Raw genomic sequence first — 17,015 nt, 5'->3', positions numbered from 1 at the left:
ACGTGCTACGACCCCACGATCCACCAAACCAACAGCAAGACCAGAAACACGGACAGCGCACCCCAGCCTGCCTAGAGGTTGACTCAGGGAACTCATGCCTCCTCCCTGTGGAGGTGCGTGAGCTTGTCCGGGTTGGCCACGACGTAGATGCCGGACACCCGCTCGCCGTCCGGTGTCAGGTCCAGGACCAGCACGGCGTACGGCTCCTCGTCCTGGAACAGCACCGCCGCGTCGTCGCCGTTGACGCGCCGGTAGCGCAGGTCCAGGTTGCCTCCGCCCGCACCGCCCCGGCGTGCGAACGAGTCGAAGAGCCGGACCGCCTTGTCCCGGCCGTGCACGGGGCGCAGCCCGGCCCGCTTCCGTTTTCCGCCGGCGTCCGTCCACACCGTCACGTCCGGCGCGAGGATCTCCATCAGCGCGGCGATGTCGCCGCCCACCGCGGCCCGCACGAACCGCTCGGTCGCCTCTCGCCGCACCCGCGGATGAGCCTCGTACAGCGGCCGGCGCGCGTGCACATGCTCCCGGGCACGATGCGCCAGCTGCCGTACCGCCGCCGGGCTGCGGTCGATGATCTCCGCGATCTCCGCGTGCGGGTACCCGAACACCTCGTGCAGCACGAACACCGCGCGCTCCAGCGGCGTCAACGACTCCAGGACGACCAGCATCGCCAGCGAAACGGACTCGGTGCGCAGGGCCGGGTCGTCGGCGCCGGCCCCCTCGCCGTCCGCGACCAGCGGCTCGGGCAGCCACGGGCCGACGTACGTCTCCTGGCGGCGGCTGATCGCGGCCCGCCGGGCCAGCGCGTGGTTCACCGCGATCCGCACGAGGTACGCCCGCGGGTTGGTGATGCCGTCCAGCGGTGCGCCCCCGCCGCGCGCCGTCCACGACAGCCAGGTCTCCTGCAGGACGTCCTCGGTGTCGGCGACGCTGCCGAGCATGTTGTAGACGACGCCGAACATCAGCTCACGGTGCCGGACGAAGACGCCGGTCGCCTCGTCGGTGACGGATGCGGGGATGTCGGACATACGGGGGCCTCCCAGTGCGCGCTCACTACTGCGAGGCCTGGTGGGGGCAGGAGTGTGACATCCCCCGATCGAATGTGACCTACGTCTCGGGGATTCCGTGTGAGCGGACCGGTGCTCGCGAGAGCGTTCCGCACTCCCTCGGTACCGTCGTACATCACACTTGACCTGCGGGTATTTACGGTTAAGTACCCGAGCGGTACCGTGAGGGCATGCCAGCTCTCAACGTGGAGTTCAGCGACCGCGAGCTAGAGGACCTGCGGCAGATCGCCAAGGAACGCGGTACGTCGATGAAGGCGCTCGTGCGCGAGGCCGCCGCGGCCGACATAGCCCGGCACCGGGCGCTGCAGGAGGGCGCCGAGGCGTTCCGCCGGTTCTTCGCGTCGCACGCGGACGAGTTCGCGGCCGCCTTTCCCGACGACGAGCCGCCCGCCAAGGGCGAGGGACGGGCCGCCTGACCGATGGCACCTGTCATTCATATCGACGTGCCCTGGCTGCTCCAGCGTCACGAAGAGGTCCTGCCGGACCAGCCCACGATCAACGACTTCTCCGCGTTGGTCGCCGCCGTCGCCCGCCATCGCGTGGATCCGCCCCGCCTGGGTGTCGACTCCGACCCGGCCTGGCGGGCCGCCGCGCTGCTGCACACCCTCGCCCTGCTCAAGCCGCTTCCCTCGGCCAACGCGCGCTTCGCCTGTGCCTCCGCGGTGGCCTACATGTTCGTCAGCGGCGTCGGCATCGACCCGCCCTACGGCGCCCTCGTCGATCTCGCCCGCGACCTGATCTCCGGCAAGGTCGACGTGTACAGCGCGGCAGACCGGCTGCGCTCCTGGCAGATCTGAGGCCCGACGGCGCTCCGGCGCGTGCGTGCGTTTCACATGGGGCGCATGGAATGCCGAAACGTGGTGCGGCTACGGCGTGTTGCCGTCGTATCTGACCTTCTTTCAATGGGCCGGATGTTGCCCAAGTGCCTTGTTGGCCACGAGCGTGCTGTGCAAGGGTGAACTACCCGTGGGGGGTGGGAAAAGACCGGGGCTCATTCGTGCCGTGGAGAACCGGGACGGATGGACGTTGGTGAATTCGCGCTCCCCACGCTCGCGCCGAAAAGGTACACACCAGACCGCTCCTCCTTTTCGGCACCAGGCCTTCTGAGTCACATGCGCGTGGGAAGGATTCCGTTCAGTGCTCACCCCCCACCCCCCTCGCCCCCCTTACCCGCCGCCCGGCGGAGTTCCCGAGGAATCCGACGAAGGTCTCGCCGCACGGCTGCGGGGCCGTACGGACTCCGAGGCCGCTCCGTCCGTCGCGCTGCTCATGGCGCGGCACTGGCAACCCGGTCGCGAATACGCGGTGATCTGTCTCGCCGCTCCGTCGGCTGTCGCCGACATGGTCACCGCCGCCGCCTTCCACCAGGTCCTCGACCGTCTGGCGCTGGGCGAACCCGCCGTCGCGCTGCGGCCCCGGCTGCTCGTCGCCGTCCGGGACACGGTCCGGCAGTGGTCGTCCGAGGGCCGAATAGCGGGCGTTCTGCCGGAACTGGCGAAACCCGCCGGTGGTCGCGGTATGCGTACGGCGAAGTCGATGACGCCCGAAAATCGAAAGCTCGCCGATCGGTCGTTCCAGGCGCTTCCGGGACTTGCCCGCTGCCTGCTCTGGCATACCGAGGTCGAGGCCGAGCCGCTAAGCGTCCCGGCCGGTCTGTTGGGCATGGATGCCGTTACCGCGTCGGCCGCTCTCGAACAGGCGCGTGATAAATTCCGCGAAGGTTGTGTACATGCCCATCGGGAACTCGCGCCGACGAAGGATTGCCGGTTCTACAACCGCCTCCTCGACGTCCCGATTCGCCGGGGCGGGGCCCTTCTGCCGGATGTCCAGCAGCATCTGACGGAGTGCCGCTACTGCCGTAACGCCGCCGAACAACTGAGTCATTTCGAGGGCGGGTTGGGCGTGCTGATCGCCGAGGCGGTGCTCGGGTGGGGCGCGCGCCGCTATCTGGACACCCGTCCGGGCCGTGCGCGGTCCGACGGGCCCCGCACGCGCGGCTCCGCCCGGCACGGCGCCGGACGACGACGCCTCCTGTCGCGCATCCCCGTGCAGGTCCGCAGACCCGCCGGCGGACCGCGCTCCTCGCGGACGCTGCTGACGGGCGTGGGGCTGGCTTCCGCCGGGCTGATCGCCGCCATGCTCGCCGCCGGTCTGCTGTCGGACGACGACGGGGTCGACCCGGCCGCCTCGGCCACCGGTGGCGGCACCGAAACCCAGGTGCCGCCCGCGGTTTCCTCCGCACCGCCCGGCACCGCCCAGCTCCCCACCGCACCGCTTCAGTCCAGGCTGCGCAATGCCGACGCGGAGCTGTGCCTCGACATCCGGGGCGAGCCGAAGGCCGGGGCCGGGACCGAGCTGGCCGAGTGCTCGGCCGACGACACCCAGCAGTGGTCGTACGAGAAGGACGGCCTGCTGCGCAGTGTGGCGGACCCCGAACTGTGCCTCGACTCGCACGCCGACGCCGGTGTGGTGATCCTCGGGGAGTGTGCCGACGACGACGCGAAGCGGGCCGACGACGTGCGCTACGACCTCACCGTGCAGGGCGAGTTGCTGCCCCGCTGGGACGACCAGCTCGCCCTCGCGGCCACCACACCTGACGCGGGCGCCGACATCGTCGTCAAGGTCCGCGACGGCTCTGACGCGCAGCGCTGGCTCACCGATCCGGTGTCGTCGGCGAGCCCGGGCTCGTTGTCGAGCGGGGAGACCGGGACGCCGGCGGCGCGGGCCGTGGGGTTGGATCGGGAGGAGACGTAGGCGTGGACCGGGACCGGCAGGCGGCTTGGCTCGTGGGTGGCTTGTCCGGGACCGGCCCGCATCGGCCTAGTTCACGACATCCCGTGGTGCTCCGCCCGACAGGAAGGCGGTCACGTTCTCGACCGCGGCCAGCGCGATCCGGACCAGGGTCTCGCGGGTGACGCCACCGGCGTGCGGGGAGAGCACCACGTTCGGGGCGCGGAGGAGGCGCAGGGCCGGGGTGGGTGGTTCGGGGTCGAAGACGTCGATGCCCGCTCCGGCCAGGGCGCCCTTCTCCAGCGCGTCCGCGAGGGCGTCCTGGTCGATCAGGGCGCCTCGCGCGGTGTTGATCACGAACGCCGCCGGCTTGAGCAGCGCCAGCCGTTCGGCGTTCAGCAGATGCCGGGTATCGTCGGTGAGCGGGGTGTGCAGGGAGATGTAGTCGGCGGCGCTCAGCAGTTCGTCGAGCGGCACGTGTCGGGCGCCGCCGTACTCGGCCTCCGTCTCCGGCGGCAGCCGGTGTCGTCCGGCGTAGACGACGCTCATGTCGAAGGCGACCGCGCGGCGGGCGACCTGCCGTCCGATCTGGCCCAGGCCGATGATGCCGAGCGTCTTGCCGCACAGCTCGGTCAGCGAGTGCTGGAGACGGGGGAGTGCCCAGTCGGCCTCGACGAGCGCGGTGTGGGCGGGGACGAGTTGCTTGGCCATGGCGAGCATGAGCGCGAAGGTCTGCTCGGCCACGTTCTGTGCCTCGGCGCCGCTGGAGCCGATGTTGCACACCCGCACTCCGCGCTCGCGTGCCGCGTCCACGTCGACGTAGTCGAATCCGTGGCTGGCGCACTGCACCAGCTCCAACTCTGGTGCTCCGGTGAGGTGTTCGGCGGTCACGGGCGCGAGCGCGGTGATGACGACGTGGGCGGAGCGCAGGGCGGCCGGGTCCTCGTCGACCGCCTCGACGACGGTGACGTTCGCGCCCTCGGGAAAGAGGGTGGCCAGTCCGGCTCCGATGCCACGGCCGCCCACGTGGGGCGAGATGACGGCGAGGACGTTCTTCGGGGTGGTCATGCGGATTCCTCGATGAGGTCGGCGGGCCCGATCGTGGCAGGGGTGGCGTGCCCGGACAGGGCGAGGGTGAGGTCGAGTTCGGCGAGCAGACAGCGGATGACGTGCTCGACACCCGCCTGCCCGTCGAGGCCGAGCCCATAGGCGTACGGCCGTCCGACGAGTACCGCCCGCGCGCCGAGGGCGAGCGCCTTGAAGACGTCGTCCCCGGTACGGATCCCGCTGTCGAACAGCACCGTCAGCCGGTCGCCGACCGCCTCCACGACCCGGGGCAGGGCGTCGGCCGCCCCGATGGATCCGGCGACCTGGCGGCCGCCGTGATTGGAGACGACGACCCCGTCCATCCCGGCGTCGGCGGCCGCGCGGGCGTCGTCCGGGTGCAGGATGCCCTTCAGGACGATCGGGCCGTCCCAGTTCTCCCGCAGGAACGCCAGGTCGGGCCAGGTCTTGGCGGGGTCCGCGAACATGCCGACGAAGTGCATGACGGCCGCGTTCGGATCCTCGTGCACCGGCTTGGCCAGACCGGCCTGGAAGGCCGGGTCGGAGAAGTAGTTGGCGGTCCCCACGCCGTGCAGGAACGGCAGATAGGCCTTGTCGAGGTCGCGTGGCCGCCAGGCCAGCATCGGCGTGTCCAGCGTGACGACGAGCGCGGTGAACCCGGCCGCCTTCGCCCGGCGCAGGAAACTCCGGGCCACCTCCGGGTCCTTGGGCCAGTACAGCTGGAACCAGCGCTCGGCGTCCCCCATCGCCTCCGCGACCTGCTCCATGGGTGTGCTGGACGCCGACGACAGGATGAACGGCACGCCCTGCGCGGCGGCGGCTCGGGCGGCGGCGCACTCGGCGTCCGGGTGCATGATCGACAGCACTCCGACCGGCGCCAGTGCCAGGGGAGCGGGCAGGGGGCGGCCCAGCACCTCCACGGACAGATCCCGTTCGTGCACGTCCCGCAGCATGCGCGGCACGATCCGGCGTCGCCCGAGGGCCGCCCGGTTGGCGCGGGCGGTGCTGCCGTCGCCCGCGCTGCCCGCCACATAGCCGACGGGACCGGGACCGAGGCGCTGCTCGGTCAGCTCCTCCAGCCGGGTCAGATCGGTGGGGAGGCGGGGTACGGCGCCCGACATCCCGTTCAGGTAGATCTCGTACTGGAAGTCCGCCCAGTGCTTGCCCATGCGTACGCCCCGCCTCTCGTCACTGAGAACGCGCTGTACGCCGACCATACCGACCGGTAGGCGGGGCAGTGGATCAGAGGGCGGTCGCCGACTCGTGCAGGATGCCGGCCAGTTCGCGAGGCTGGGAGAACATCGGCCAGTGGCCGGTGTCCATGTTCACCAACTCCCAGCGGTCGCTCTTGAGCAGTTCTGCCGCGGCGCCCCATGGTTCCTCGCCGTCGAGGAGGCACTTGACGTAAGTGCCCGGGAGCTCGCTCAACGGGCGTGGTACGACCGCCGGTTCGGTGAGTGTGGCGCCCGGGTGCGGGGTGCAGCCGTCGACGATGCGGGCGATCTGCTCGTCCGTCAGCCCCTGGCCCGAGAAGTCGGCCGCGGTCGGCCGCGGCCAGATGCCTCCGTGCGCCTCGATCGCCGCCCGCACCTCGTCGCTCGGCCAGCCGGACAGGAACGTCTCACCGTCGACGGCGACGTTGGCGTCGACCAGCACCACGTGCCGCAGCCGATCACCGATCCCCTCGGCCGCCTGCCCGACGGGCACGCCCGCGTAACTGTGCCCGACGAGGACGACGTCCCGCAGACCGAGGCGTTCGACCTCCCCCACGATGTCCCGGACATGGGTCTGCTGTCCGGCCGGAACGCCCTGTTTCTCGGCGAGGCCGGACAGCGTGAGCGGATGGACGTCATGCCCGGCCGCGCGCAGTTCGGCGGCCACCTCGTCCCACGCCCACGCCCCGAGCCAAGCACCTGCCACCAGTACGAAGTTGGTCATGCCCGCAACGTAGCGGACGGGTCTGACAACGGCTCCCCGTCGGCCTTCGCGCCCGGGCCGGTGATCGGCGGCACCGGCACCTCGACGGTACGCGCCAGCCGCGCGCCCTCGGGCCCGTACACCGCCCGCGGCTCGGGGAACAGCCGCAGCAGCGCCAGGAACAGCACGGCGGCGACGACCAGGGACAGCGGCAGGCTGATGTCCACGCCGGCGGCGAGATCGCCCAGCGGGCCGACGAACTGGCCCGGGATGTTGGTGAACAGCACGCCGATCAGCGCCGCCACCCACCAGGCGGTCATACCCCGCCAGTTCCAGCCGTGAGCGAACCAGTATCGGCCGCCGCGCTGACGGCGGTTGAAGACCTGGAGGGCGTCGGGGTCGTACCAGCCGCGCCGGGTCCAGTAGCCCAGCATCATCACCACCATCCACGGCGTGGTGCACGTGATGATCACGGTGGCGAAGGTCGAGATCGACCGCACCAGGTCGAGCCCGAACCGCCCGATGAAGATGAACGCGATCGACAGCCCGCCGACCAGCAGCGTCGCCCGCACCCGCGACAGCCGGGGGAACACCGACGAGAAGTCGAGCCCGGTCCCGTACAGCGCCGTCGTGCCCGTCGCCATGCCGCCGATCAGCGCCAGCAGACACACCGGCAGGAAGTACCAGCCCGGCGAGATCGCCAGCAGCCCGCCCACGAAGTCGGGGGCGGCCGGATCGACGTACTCGGGCACCTTCGTGGCGATGATGCTCGCGGTCGCCAGGCCGAACACGAACGGCAGCAGCGTCGCGATCTGCGACAGGAACGCGGCGCCGATCACCTTGCGGCGCGGTGTGCTCGCCGGGATGTAGCGCGACCAGTCCCCGAGGAACGCCCCGAACGAGACGGGGTTGGACAGCACGATCAGGGCCGCCCCGATGAACGACGGCCAGAACAGCGACCGGGTCGCCGCGTCCGCGGAGTCCGTGAAGACACCCGCGTACGACGGATCGAAGTCGCCGGCGAACGCGATCGCGCCGAGCAGGAACAGCAGGCCGGCCGACGGCACGGCGACCTTGTTGACGAACAGCATGAGACGGAAGCCGTAGACACAGACCGCGAGGACCAGGCCGGCGAACAGGGCGTACGCGACGACGTACGAGAGGTTGCCGCGGGTCAGACCGAAGAGCCGGTGCGCGCCGCCGACCAGGGCGTCGCCCGAGCTCCACACCGAGATCGAGAAGAACGCGACGGCCGTCAGCAGGGAGAGGAAGGAGCCGACGACGCGGCCGTGCACTCCGAGGTGCGCGGAGGACGAGACGGCGTTGTTGGTGCCGTTGACCGGGCCGAACACCGCCATCGGGCAGAGGATCAGCGCGCCCATGACGACCCCGAGCAGCGTGGCCGCGAGGCCCTGCCAGAAGGAGAGGCCGAACAGGATCGGGAAGGCGCCGAGGACACAGGTGGAGAAGGTGTTGGCGCCGCCGAAGGCGAGGCGGAAGAGATCGAGCGGGGTCGCGGTGCGCTCGGCGTCGGGGATGCGGTCGACGCCGTGGGTCTCCACCTCGGTCAAGGAGGGAGCGGGGGAGGAGACGGGGGAGAGGCGTTGGGGCTCGGGGGACACAGGGGCTCCAGCGGGGGCGGGGCGGTGGAGCGCGTTGTGGCGCGGCGGGGGTGACGGCCGGTGCCTGCCGCTGGGGTGTGCGGGCAGCGCGGATGCCGTCCTCTCGGGGATCTGCAGACGGTATGGCGGGGCGCACGATCCGCACCAGAGGACGGTTCATCCACCTTCGGTGCCCTGAGTGGACGAAACCTCCATCACTCATGGTCCGTGGGCGAGTCCTCCGGCTCCGCGTCCGGTCCCTGTGCCCGCACCCGCTGGACGTTCTCCAGGGACTCGCACAGCTCGGTGAGCCAGTCGTCCGTGTGCCGCTGGACCAGGCGTACGCACCAGGCGAGGGCGTCGCTGCGGCTGCGGGCGACCCCGCCGGCGATCAGGGTGTCGAGGACCTGGCGCTCGGGCTGACGCAGCCGGGTCATCACCGGTGCGGCGATGTGGGTGAACAGGGCGCGCTCACCGTCGCACTCCACACCCCAGGACACTTTCCGGCGGAACCTGTGCTCCGCGTCCCGGGCCACCCCGATCCGGGTCTCCCGGGTGCGCTCCCGGAACTCCTGGATCCGGCCCTCCACGGCCGCCTCCCGCTCGGCGGCCGAGGCGTCCTCGGCCAGGTGGGGAGCGGGGATGCGGCCGATCACGGTGATCTCCTCGCGGTCGACCGTCACCTCGGTCAGTTCCTCGAAGAGGTCGTCCGGCAGGCGACCGGCGAACCAGCCGCGCAGCTTCTCTCGTTGGTCGCTGGTAATCATGTAATCACGATTACTCCGCTGCTTCATGAACACAAGGGCCGGGCCGCGAGTCAGCCGAGAGCTCAATCGGAGGGCCCAACCGGAATGTTTCAGGCCTATTAATCAGCGTGCGCAATCCGGCCACTCGGCGAGTTGGAACGATCAAGAACCGCCAAGTTTCGGCGTTGGAACGTTCGAAGTCCGTTACTTCACGCCACTGATTCAATACGCAAGGTTACTGAAACCCGTGGTGTCGATGTGAGTTTCGGCGGCGGACTCGGCAGACTCCCGCTCGTCGCTCCGGCACCGATCGCGCCGGAGCCGGCACACCCTCATCTCGAGCGGAAGGATGCACACAATGCGGAACACCGCGCGCTGGGCAGCGACCCTCGGCCTTACGGCCACCGCCGTCTGCGGACCCCTCACCGGATCCGCCCTGGCCGGCCAGGACGCCGCCCCCGCCTCGCTCTACGCCCCCTCGGCCCTGGTGCTCACCCTGGCCCACGGCGACAGCGCCACCATGACCACGCCGGTGCGCGCGGTCACCCTGAGCTGTTCCCCGACGGCCTCCGGCACGCACCCGGACGCCATGTCGGCCTGTGGTGAACTGCGGGGTGTGGGCGGGGACTTCGATGCGCTGAGAGCCAGGGAGGGCGTGCTGTGCACCAAGCAGTACGACCCCGTGATCGTCACGGTCGACGGCGTCTGGCAGGGCAAGCGCGTCTCCTATGAGCGCACCTTCTCCAACGAGTGCGTGAAGGGCTCCTACGGGACGAGCCTCTTCGCGTTCTAAGGGACCGGGATCGCACGGCCCCGTGCAGTTCGGCACAGACGCGCGGATGGGGAGTGTGCGTCCTGCCGTGGGGCCCCCGCGATCTCGCACCGGGGGTCGGCCGGGCGGAGTGGGGCCGCCCGGTCGACACCTCGGAACACTACGGAGTATCACCGTCTTCCCCCGGGACACCGGACAAGGGTGCGAAGCGGCCCAGTAGACCCGCACCGCGCAGCAGCCGCAGTATCCGCGGCGCGTCGGAGACGATCCGGAGGCGACCGCCCCGCTCTCTGACCCGCGTTTCGGCCCGGCACAGTACGCGCAGTCCCGAGCAGTCGAAGAAGTCCACCCACCGCAGATCGACGAGCACGTCCGGCTCGGGCCGCGCCGTCGCCGCGTCCAGATGCTCGGCGACGAACACCGCGGTCGCCAGATCGATCTCGCCCACGACCTCGACCACGGTGAACGGACCGCATCTGCGGGTGCGGGCATGGGCGTTCGCCGGGGGCGGCACGCGGCGGAGGGGATCCGCGGCCAGGTCCTCGGTCGGATAGGGGGCGCGGTCGTCGGCGTCCGGCGTCATGTCCGCTCCACCTCGGCAGGGGGGCATTTGATCCGGGTAGTTACCCGGTGATGAGGGTGGGCATCCCCGCCGCGCCGCGCGCAAGATCTGGTTCACTCGACTTGGTGAATTTTGCCCAAGAAGATTGACCCTTCACCCCTTTCGTCTCTCGCTGGTTTGTCCGGCCGGCCGGCACTCGGTCCCGCGGATGTGACGTTTCCCATTGCGCCGCCCGTCCGGCCCCGTGAGTCTCTCCTGGAACAAGCGTCCGAAGAACTGTTATCAGCGGCTCATCGATCGATCTCCCATGCGGATGGACAGCTTCGTTCGGCGTCGAGGACAGGGAAGTTTTTGATGGGTACAGAGCGCACGACGGAACTGGCGGCACTGGTCACCGCGGCCCGAAGCGGTGACCAGGAGGCTCAGGACGCCCTGGTCGGTGCGTACCTCCCGCTGGTCTACAACATCGTGGGAAGGGCTCTGAACGGCTCCGTCGACGTCGACGACGTCGTGCAGGAAACCATGCTGCGCGCCCTCGACGCGCTCGGCGGGCTGCGCACTCCCGAGAGCTTCCGCTCCTGGCTCGTGGCGATCGCGATGAACCAGGTGCGGGCCCACTGGCAGGACCGCCAGTCGGCCCCCGGCGCCGTCGAGGAGGCCGAGCGGCTCGCGGATCCGGGCGCCGACTTCGTGGACCTGACCATGGTGCGCCTGCAGTTGTCCGGCCAGCGCCAGGAGACCGCACGTGCGACACGCTGGCTGGAGCCCGACGACCGAGGACTGCTGTCCCTCTGGTGGCTGGAGTGCGCCGGCCAGCTGACCCGGGCCGAGGTCGCGGCCGCTCTACAACTGTCACCGCAGCACACGGCGGTAAGGGTGCAGCGGATGAAGGCGCAGCTGGAGGCGGCCCGCGTCGTGGTGCGGGCCCTCGACTCCCGGCCCCGATGCCAGGAACTGCAAGGCCTGCTGGCCTCCTGGGACGGCCGGCCCTCGGCGCTGTGGCGCAAGCGAATAGCCAGGCATGCCCGTGATTGCGTGCAATGTTCCGGTTTGTGGGCCGGGTTGATGCCTGCCGAGGGGCTCCTGGCCGGTCTCGCACTGGTCGCCGCGGCGCCCGCGCTGCTGGACAGGGTGCTGTCCGCCGCCGACGATATGGCCGTCGTCGGCTCGGCCTCCCGGCTGAACTCGTCCGCGGGCCACACCGGATCGGGCCGGAACGCCGGGCACCGTGCCGCGGGTGGCCGGGCGGCCTCCCGCAGCGAGGCCCGTCGGCGTCGGCGCTTCCGGCGCCGGGCCATCGGAGGCGCCGTCGTGGCGGCCTGCGTCGCGAGCGGCGGCCTCTGGTACCTCGACAGGGACCCCGGTAGCGGGACCGGGGAGCCGACCGCCGCGTCGGCCGCCGGCGCCCCCGAAGTGGACCTTTCGGACGTCAGCCCCATCGAGACCTCCCCGTCGCCGTCCAAGTCTCCGTCGCCGTCCGCGTCGCCGACGAAGAAGCCGCGCCCTTCCAAGAGCCCCAAACCCACAAAGAAGGCCTCGCCGACTCCACGGCCGACCCCCAAGCCGACCCGGACCGCGTCCAGCACGCCGCAGTCGCAGCCGGTCCCGACCGACACCGTCGGGCAGGTGGTCGCGCTGGTGAACAAGGAGCGGTCGGCCGCCGGGTGCGGCCCGCTCGCCGAGGACGCACTGCTGAACAAGGCCGCGCAGGGCCACTCCGAGGACATGGCCGCCCGCGGCTTCTTCGACCACACCAACCCGGACGGCGAGGACCCCGGACAGCGGATCACCGAAGCGGGCTACCGCTGGTCCACCTACGGGGAGAACATCGCCCAGGGCCAGCAGACGCCGGAGGCGGTGATGGAGTCCTGGATGAACAGCCCCGGCCACCGCGCCAACATTCTCAACTGCTCGTTCAAGGACATCGGCGTGGGCATCCACGACGGCTCCGGCGGCCCCTGGTGGACGCAGAACTTCGGCGCCAAGCTCTGACGTCGCGGTCGGCTCCGTGCCCGGGCTTGGACGTCTGAGTGTGATCAGTTCGCCGCGGCGGGGGCGCAGCTGCTGCCCGCTGTCGGGAGTCTCAGCTCCGTGAGGTAGTCGTCCACGGCATCACGTGTGCAGTCGCTGCGCCCGTAGAGGCTGTGTCCGGCGCCCTCGTAGGGGAGCAGGACGGTCGTCCCGCGGGTCTGCCGGTGGACGTTGGCCGCCCACGCGAAATGATTCGCCGGGTCGTGCCGCGAATGCAGCATGAGGATCTTGGGCGCCTGGGTGATGCGCAGGCGGTGCTGCGGGTTGTTCACCTCGTCGGGCCAGCCGACGCAGCCGGCCACCGCGTCGTGCACGCGAGGCGTCCCGCGCATGTGCGGTGCGGCCCGTAGTTCGGCCTGGGTCAGCCTGGCGTACTGCGCGTAGTTCTTCGGCCGGATGCGCCAGTCCTGACAGAAGACCGCGTGGAACGGTTGCGCCGTCGTCGGCGGACCCGCCTGCTGGGATTCCTCCGGGCTCGGCCGCTCGTTCGGCTTCTGCGCGTCGAGACCGGCCACATAGGTGGCCAGTTCGTCCCAGTTCGGGCCGTAGTACGTCTTGAAGGCGAACAGGGTGATGTCGTTCGCGGTGAGAGTCAGTCCCGGCCTCTCGGGGTCGTCTATCTCCCCCCGGTCCGCGCGCGCCAGCAAGCCGTCCCACACGGCGGTCACGTCCCGGCCGTGCAGTGCGCAGGAGCTCGTGCGGTCGCACCACTTCACGAACTGGTGGAACGAGTCCTCGGCGGTTTCCGCGGAGGAGACGAGGAACTCCCGCGTACCGAGGCTGTGGTCGATGTTCGCGGTGAGGGCCATGGACCGGATCCGGTCGCCGTACTCCTCCGCGTACTGCTCGCCGATCAGCGTGCCGTAGGAGTGGCCGAAGTAGTTGATCTTCTCCTCGCCCAGCGCCTCGCGCAGCGCGTCCATGTCGTGGACCACGCTCAGGGTGTCGGCGTGGTCGAAGAGGGGACCGGTGTGCCGACGGCAGTCCTCGCGCAGCGCGCGGTTGTACTCGGCGAGCCGCTCGAACTGCCCTTGGTCGCGGGGGTAGGCCGACGGCCGTTGGGCCAGCAGTTTCGTGGAGCACCGCACCGGATTGCTGCCCCCCACACCCCGAGGGTCGAAGCCGACGATGTCGAACTTCGCCTGGATCTCTGCGCTGAAGTGGGACTTGGCGCGCCCCACCGCGAAGTTCACCCCCGAGTCGCCCGGTCCACCCGGGTTGACCAGCAGCACACCGACCCGGCGATCCGGTTCGGTCGCCTTGCGCCGGGCCACCGCGAGATCGAACGTGCCGCCCGACGGGCGAGCCCGGTCGACGGGCAGGCGCAGGGTCCCGCATTCCGCCGTGGCGTCCTGGGCGCACGGCTTCCAGTCGATCGCCCGTGGCGCCGGGCTGCCGCCGGGAGGGCCGGCATCCGCCGCCTCCGCTCCCGCCGTCGGCAATCCGGCGAGTAATCCTGTGACGAGCACTCCGGTGAGTGCCCTGACGAGCGGTTGCATGAAGTCCCTTCCGAGGCGCCTGCGAAACGGATCACGGGGGTGACCGCATGATCGACGGTCGCAGTGGTCCGAGGGCGCTCACAACCGTGCGGAGCGGGAATCAGGGAAGGCACAGGGGCGTGATCAGGGCCGCGGTAAGGGCTGCGCCTCAGGGGTTGCCGACCGAACCCCTGAGGCGTCCCGGAACCGGCGGCCCCAGCCTGCCCGGTCACGCCATCTGACGCCGAACCAACTCGTGCAGCCGTCCGCCCGTGTCCGCGAGGAGCTGCGCGGGCGGACCCTGCTGGGCGACCTTGCCGTCCTCCATGACGATCACGCGGTCGGCGTCCAGCACCGTCGACAGGCGGTGCGCGATGACGATGCGGGTGGCGTTGAGGGCCCTGGTCGACTCGATGACCGTGCGCTGGGTCTCGTTGTCCAGGGCGCTGGTCGCCTCGTCGAAGAACAGGATGCGCGGGCGGCGGATCAACGCCTGGGCGATCATCAGGCGTTGCCGCTGGCCGCCGGAGATCGCACCGCTGCCCGAGACGATGGTGTGCAGCCCCATCGGCATCCGCTTGATGTCCTCGGCGAGGCCCGCCATCTCGGCCGCCGCCATCGCCTCCTCCGGCGTGTACGGCTCGGTGCCGCAGATGACGTCCAGGATGGACCCGGTGAACGGCTGCGCGTGCTGGAGCACCACGCCGCACTGCCGCCGCACGGCCGACTGGTCGAGCGCCGCCAGGTCCTGGCCGTCGTAGAGGACGCTGCCGGACACCGGCTTGTCGAAGCCGATCAGCAGGCGCAGCAGCGTCGACTTGCCGCAGCCGCTGGGGCCGACGATCGCCACGAACTCGCCCGGGCGTACGTCGAAGGACACGTCGTCGAGGATCAGGGGACCGTCGTCCGAGTACCGGAAGGACAGGCGGCGCGCCTCGATCGCCCCGGTCAGCGGGCCGGGCCGGGTGCTCGCCGAGCGCACCTCGGGCGTCGCCTCCAGCACCGGCTTGATCTCCTCGAACAGCGGCAGCGCGGCCACCACCGACACGAACGCGCCGGTCAGCTGGGTGACCGAGGTCAGCAGCATCGTCACCGACGTGTTGAAGGTGAGGAACGCGGCCGCCGACATCGACCCGCGCGCGGGGCCCGCGAGCAGCATGAACATCAGCAGCGTGCACAACGGCAGGTACACCGCGCCCAGCACCGTGGTGAGGTTCTTGATCCGCCCCACCTTCTGCTGCAGCTCGCGGCTGCGCGCGAACCGGTCCGCCCAGGCCGCGTACGCGTAGTTCTCGGCCGCCGCGACGCGCAGTTTCGGCAGTCCGCGCAGGGTCTGGAACGCCTGGTTGTTGAGCTTGTTGCTGAGCACCACCAGCCGCCGCTGCCAGCGCACCTGCCACAGTCCCAGCCCCAGGAACACGGCCGCGATGACGACGAGCATGCCGATCGCCGCGAGCGCCATCGGCACGCTGTACCAGAACAGCAGCGCCAGGTTCATCGCGCCCACCGTCACCGACTGCGCGACGACGGGGCCGACTCCGGCCATCAGGCGGCGGATCGCGCTGATGCCCATGGCCTGGCTCGCCAGTTCACCGGTCGAGCGCTCGGTGAAGAACTTCGTGGGCAGCCGCAGCAGCCGGTCCCACAGGGCCGGTTGGAGGGTCGCCTCGATACGGCCCTCCAGCCGCAGGATCGTCAGGTTCTGCAGCAGCATGAACGCCGCGGCCACCACACTGCTGATCATCACGGCCAGACAGAACTGCACGATCAGCCCGGTCTGCGCCTTCGGCACGAACTCGCCGAGCACCTTGCCGGTCGCGATCGGCACCAGCGCGCCGATCGCGACGGTCACCAGGCCGCTGATCATGAGGTTCGTCAGATCGCCGCCGGTGCCCCGCATGCTGAACCGCAGCAGCCTCAGCGGGCTGGGCGCGCGGTCGGGCAGCGGTCGGTAGAACATCACCGCCCGCGGCTCGAACTCCTCCGCGTTGGCCTTCTCGATCGGCGTCTCCCGGCCGGTCGCCGGATGGACGGCGACATAGCCGCCGCGCCGCCACAGCAGCGCCACGGGCGCGCCCGAGAGCGCGCGGTGGCCCACCAGCGGTCCCACGTTGTCCCGCCACCACCGCCCGTCCAGCCGTACGGCCCGGGTGCGCACGCGTGACGCGATGGCCACCCGCTCGACCGGGTCGAGCCGGTCGCTCTCGGTGCCGCTCTGCGCGGGCTCGGCCAGTGTGATCCCGGCCGCCTCGGCGACCAGCTTGCAGGCGGCGTAACTCGCGTCCGCGTCGGCGGCCGTCGTGCGCTTGTCGCTGCGCTTGCCGATGGACGCCAGCAGCGTCCGGTCGGCCTGGGCGCGCACCGCCTCGCCGGCCTTGATGCCCTCAGCCGTGCGCGACTCGTGGGTGCGCTCCAGCTGTTCGATCCAGCGGTCCAGCGTGGTCAGCAGGCGGTACTGCTGGTCGACCATGGACTGCCAGACCGCCGGGTCCATCAGCAGGTCGGCGGCCGCCTCCGCGCCGTACACCGAGCCGTACTGCACACTGCCCGGCGGCACCTGCATCCAGAAGACGTCGTCGTCGGTCACCTCGGCGGCCGACCCCTCGGTCGCCATCGGTGCCTGGAAGAGGATGGACAGGCTGCGGCCGACGCCGAGCGCGAGGGCGTATTCCAGGGGGCTGGTCTGCGGTGGCACGTACTGCGGGTTGCCGTACTCGTCGTAGGACCACGTCTGCGTGTTCGCGGGCTGGTACAGCTCGCGCAGCCCGATGCGGTGCACGACGCAGTCCCTCAGCGGGCGCGCCACCAGCGTGTGCTGAGGTCCCGCGACCGGGCCGAGGAGCAGCGAGCCCGCCTCCAGCCGGCCCAGGTGGTGCCAGTGGCCCTGCTGCCCGGCGTCGACCGCGAACAGGTCCACGGCGCCGGACGCGACCAGCCACAGCACCTGAGGCCCTTCGAGGTCCAGGCGGTTGAATCCGGCGCAGTCGATGCGCGTGCCCATCTGACCGAGCGCGTTGAGGACGAGGTCACCCTCGTGGACGGAGGTCAT

Annotated in this window: 14 protein-coding genes; 5 read left to right on the top strand and 9 right to left on the bottom strand. The window is 70.7% G+C overall.

Features of this window, described 5'->3' with window-relative positions; genetic code table 11:
* Positions 1-92: 92 nt before the first annotated feature.
* Positions 93-1,025: an RNA polymerase sigma factor SigJ gene (sigJ, locus tag IF78_RS0137785; RefSeq protein ID WP_031487114.1), complete on the bottom strand. Its 933-nt coding sequence runs from the start codon at positions 1,023-1,025 to the stop codon at positions 93-95.
* A 209-nt stretch (positions 1,026-1,234) separates the two neighbouring features.
* On the opposite strand from sigJ, the gene IF78_RS0137780 reads away from it, so the two are divergent.
* The 3 genes from IF78_RS0137780 to IF78_RS0137770 all read left to right on the top strand — a co-directional run bounded on the left by IF78_RS0137780 (position 1,235) and on the right by IF78_RS0137770 (position 3,818).
* The gene (locus IF78_RS0137780) at positions 1,235-1,480 is read left to right on the top strand and encodes a hypothetical protein (RefSeq protein WP_004979459.1); all 246 of its coding nucleotides are present in this window, start codon (positions 1,235-1,237) and stop codon (positions 1,478-1,480) included.
* Positions 1,481-1,483: 3 nt separating this feature from the next.
* The gene (locus IF78_RS0137775) at positions 1,484-1,861 is read left to right on the top strand and encodes a hypothetical protein (protein ID WP_031487113.1); all 378 of its coding nucleotides are present in this window, start codon (positions 1,484-1,486) and stop codon (positions 1,859-1,861) included.
* Between the two features lie 340 nt (positions 1,862-2,201).
* Positions 2,202-3,818, top strand: coding sequence for an RICIN domain-containing protein (locus IF78_RS0137770; RefSeq protein ID WP_031498682.1), 1,617 nt, complete (start codon positions 2,202-2,204; stop codon positions 3,816-3,818).
* A 66-nt stretch (positions 3,819-3,884) separates the two neighbouring features.
* On the opposite strand, the gene IF78_RS0137765 is transcribed toward IF78_RS0137770, so the two are convergent.
* From IF78_RS0137765 to IF78_RS0137745, 5 genes are all read right to left on the bottom strand, one after another.
* A complete protein-coding gene (locus tag IF78_RS0137765; protein ID WP_031487111.1) occupies positions 3,885-4,862 on the bottom strand; it encodes a 2-hydroxyacid dehydrogenase in 978 nt (325 codons plus the stop codon).
* The gene (locus IF78_RS0137760) at positions 4,859-6,028 is read right to left on the bottom strand and encodes a lactate 2-monooxygenase (RefSeq protein ID WP_031487110.1); all 1,170 of its coding nucleotides are present in this window, start codon (positions 6,026-6,028) and stop codon (positions 4,859-4,861) included. The genes IF78_RS0137765 and IF78_RS0137760 overlap by 4 nt, the downstream gene beginning before the upstream one ends.
* A 73-nt stretch (positions 6,029-6,101) precedes the next feature.
* Complete coding sequence (locus IF78_RS0137755) at positions 6,102-6,797, bottom strand: alpha/beta fold hydrolase (RefSeq protein ID WP_031487109.1); 696 nt, start codon at positions 6,795-6,797, stop codon at positions 6,102-6,104.
* Entirely contained in the window at positions 6,794-8,338 is a 1,545-nt protein-coding gene (locus IF78_RS0137750) for a purine-cytosine permease family protein (protein ID WP_425314641.1), read from the bottom strand. Before IF78_RS0137750 ends, IF78_RS0137755 begins: the two co-directional genes overlap by 4 nt.
* Positions 8,339-8,592: 254 nt before the next feature.
* On the bottom strand, positions 8,593-9,144 hold the full coding sequence (locus IF78_RS0137745; protein WP_031487107.1) for a hypothetical protein: 552 nt from the start codon (positions 9,142-9,144) through the stop codon (positions 8,593-8,595).
* Between the two features lie 337 nt (positions 9,145-9,481).
* On the opposite strand from IF78_RS0137745, the gene IF78_RS0137735 reads away from it, so the two are divergent.
* Entirely contained in the window at positions 9,482-9,916 is a 435-nt protein-coding gene (locus IF78_RS0137735) for a protease inhibitor (protein WP_031487106.1), read from the top strand.
* A gap of 139 nt (positions 9,917-10,055) precedes the next feature.
* Here the strand turns inward: IF78_RS0137735 and IF78_RS0137730 are convergent, their stop codons facing one another.
* On the bottom strand, positions 10,056-10,478 hold the full coding sequence (locus tag IF78_RS0137730) for an STAS domain-containing protein (protein ID WP_031487105.1): 423 nt from the start codon (positions 10,476-10,478) through the stop codon (positions 10,056-10,058).
* 333 nt (positions 10,479-10,811) lie between these two features.
* On the opposite strand from IF78_RS0137730, the gene IF78_RS0137725 reads away from it, so the two are divergent.
* Positions 10,812-12,449, top strand: coding sequence for a sigma-70 family RNA polymerase sigma factor (locus IF78_RS0137725; protein ID WP_031487104.1), 1,638 nt, complete (start codon positions 10,812-10,814; stop codon positions 12,447-12,449).
* Positions 12,450-12,493: 44 nt separating this feature from the next.
* Here the strand turns inward: IF78_RS0137725 and IF78_RS0137720 are convergent, their stop codons facing one another.
* Together IF78_RS0137720 and IF78_RS0137715 are read right to left on the bottom strand one after the other, a co-directional pair.
* Positions 12,494-13,987, bottom strand: coding sequence for an alpha/beta fold hydrolase (locus IF78_RS0137720; RefSeq protein ID WP_031487103.1), 1,494 nt, complete (start codon positions 13,985-13,987; stop codon positions 12,494-12,496).
* A gap of 208 nt (positions 13,988-14,195) precedes the next feature.
* Positions 14,196-17,015, bottom strand: a complete 2,820-nt coding sequence (locus IF78_RS0137715) for an NHLP bacteriocin export ABC transporter permease/ATPase subunit (RefSeq protein ID WP_031487102.1) — start codon at positions 17,013-17,015, stop codon at positions 14,196-14,198.

Origin of the sequence: Streptomyces bicolor (genome assembly GCF_000719285.1) — a bacterium.
Lineage (GTDB): Bacteria > Actinomycetota > Actinomycetes > Streptomycetales > Streptomycetaceae > Streptomyces > Streptomyces bicolor.
The sequence above is the reverse complement of the archived record's forward strand: the minus strand, read 5'-3'. Positions and strand labels throughout refer to the sequence as shown.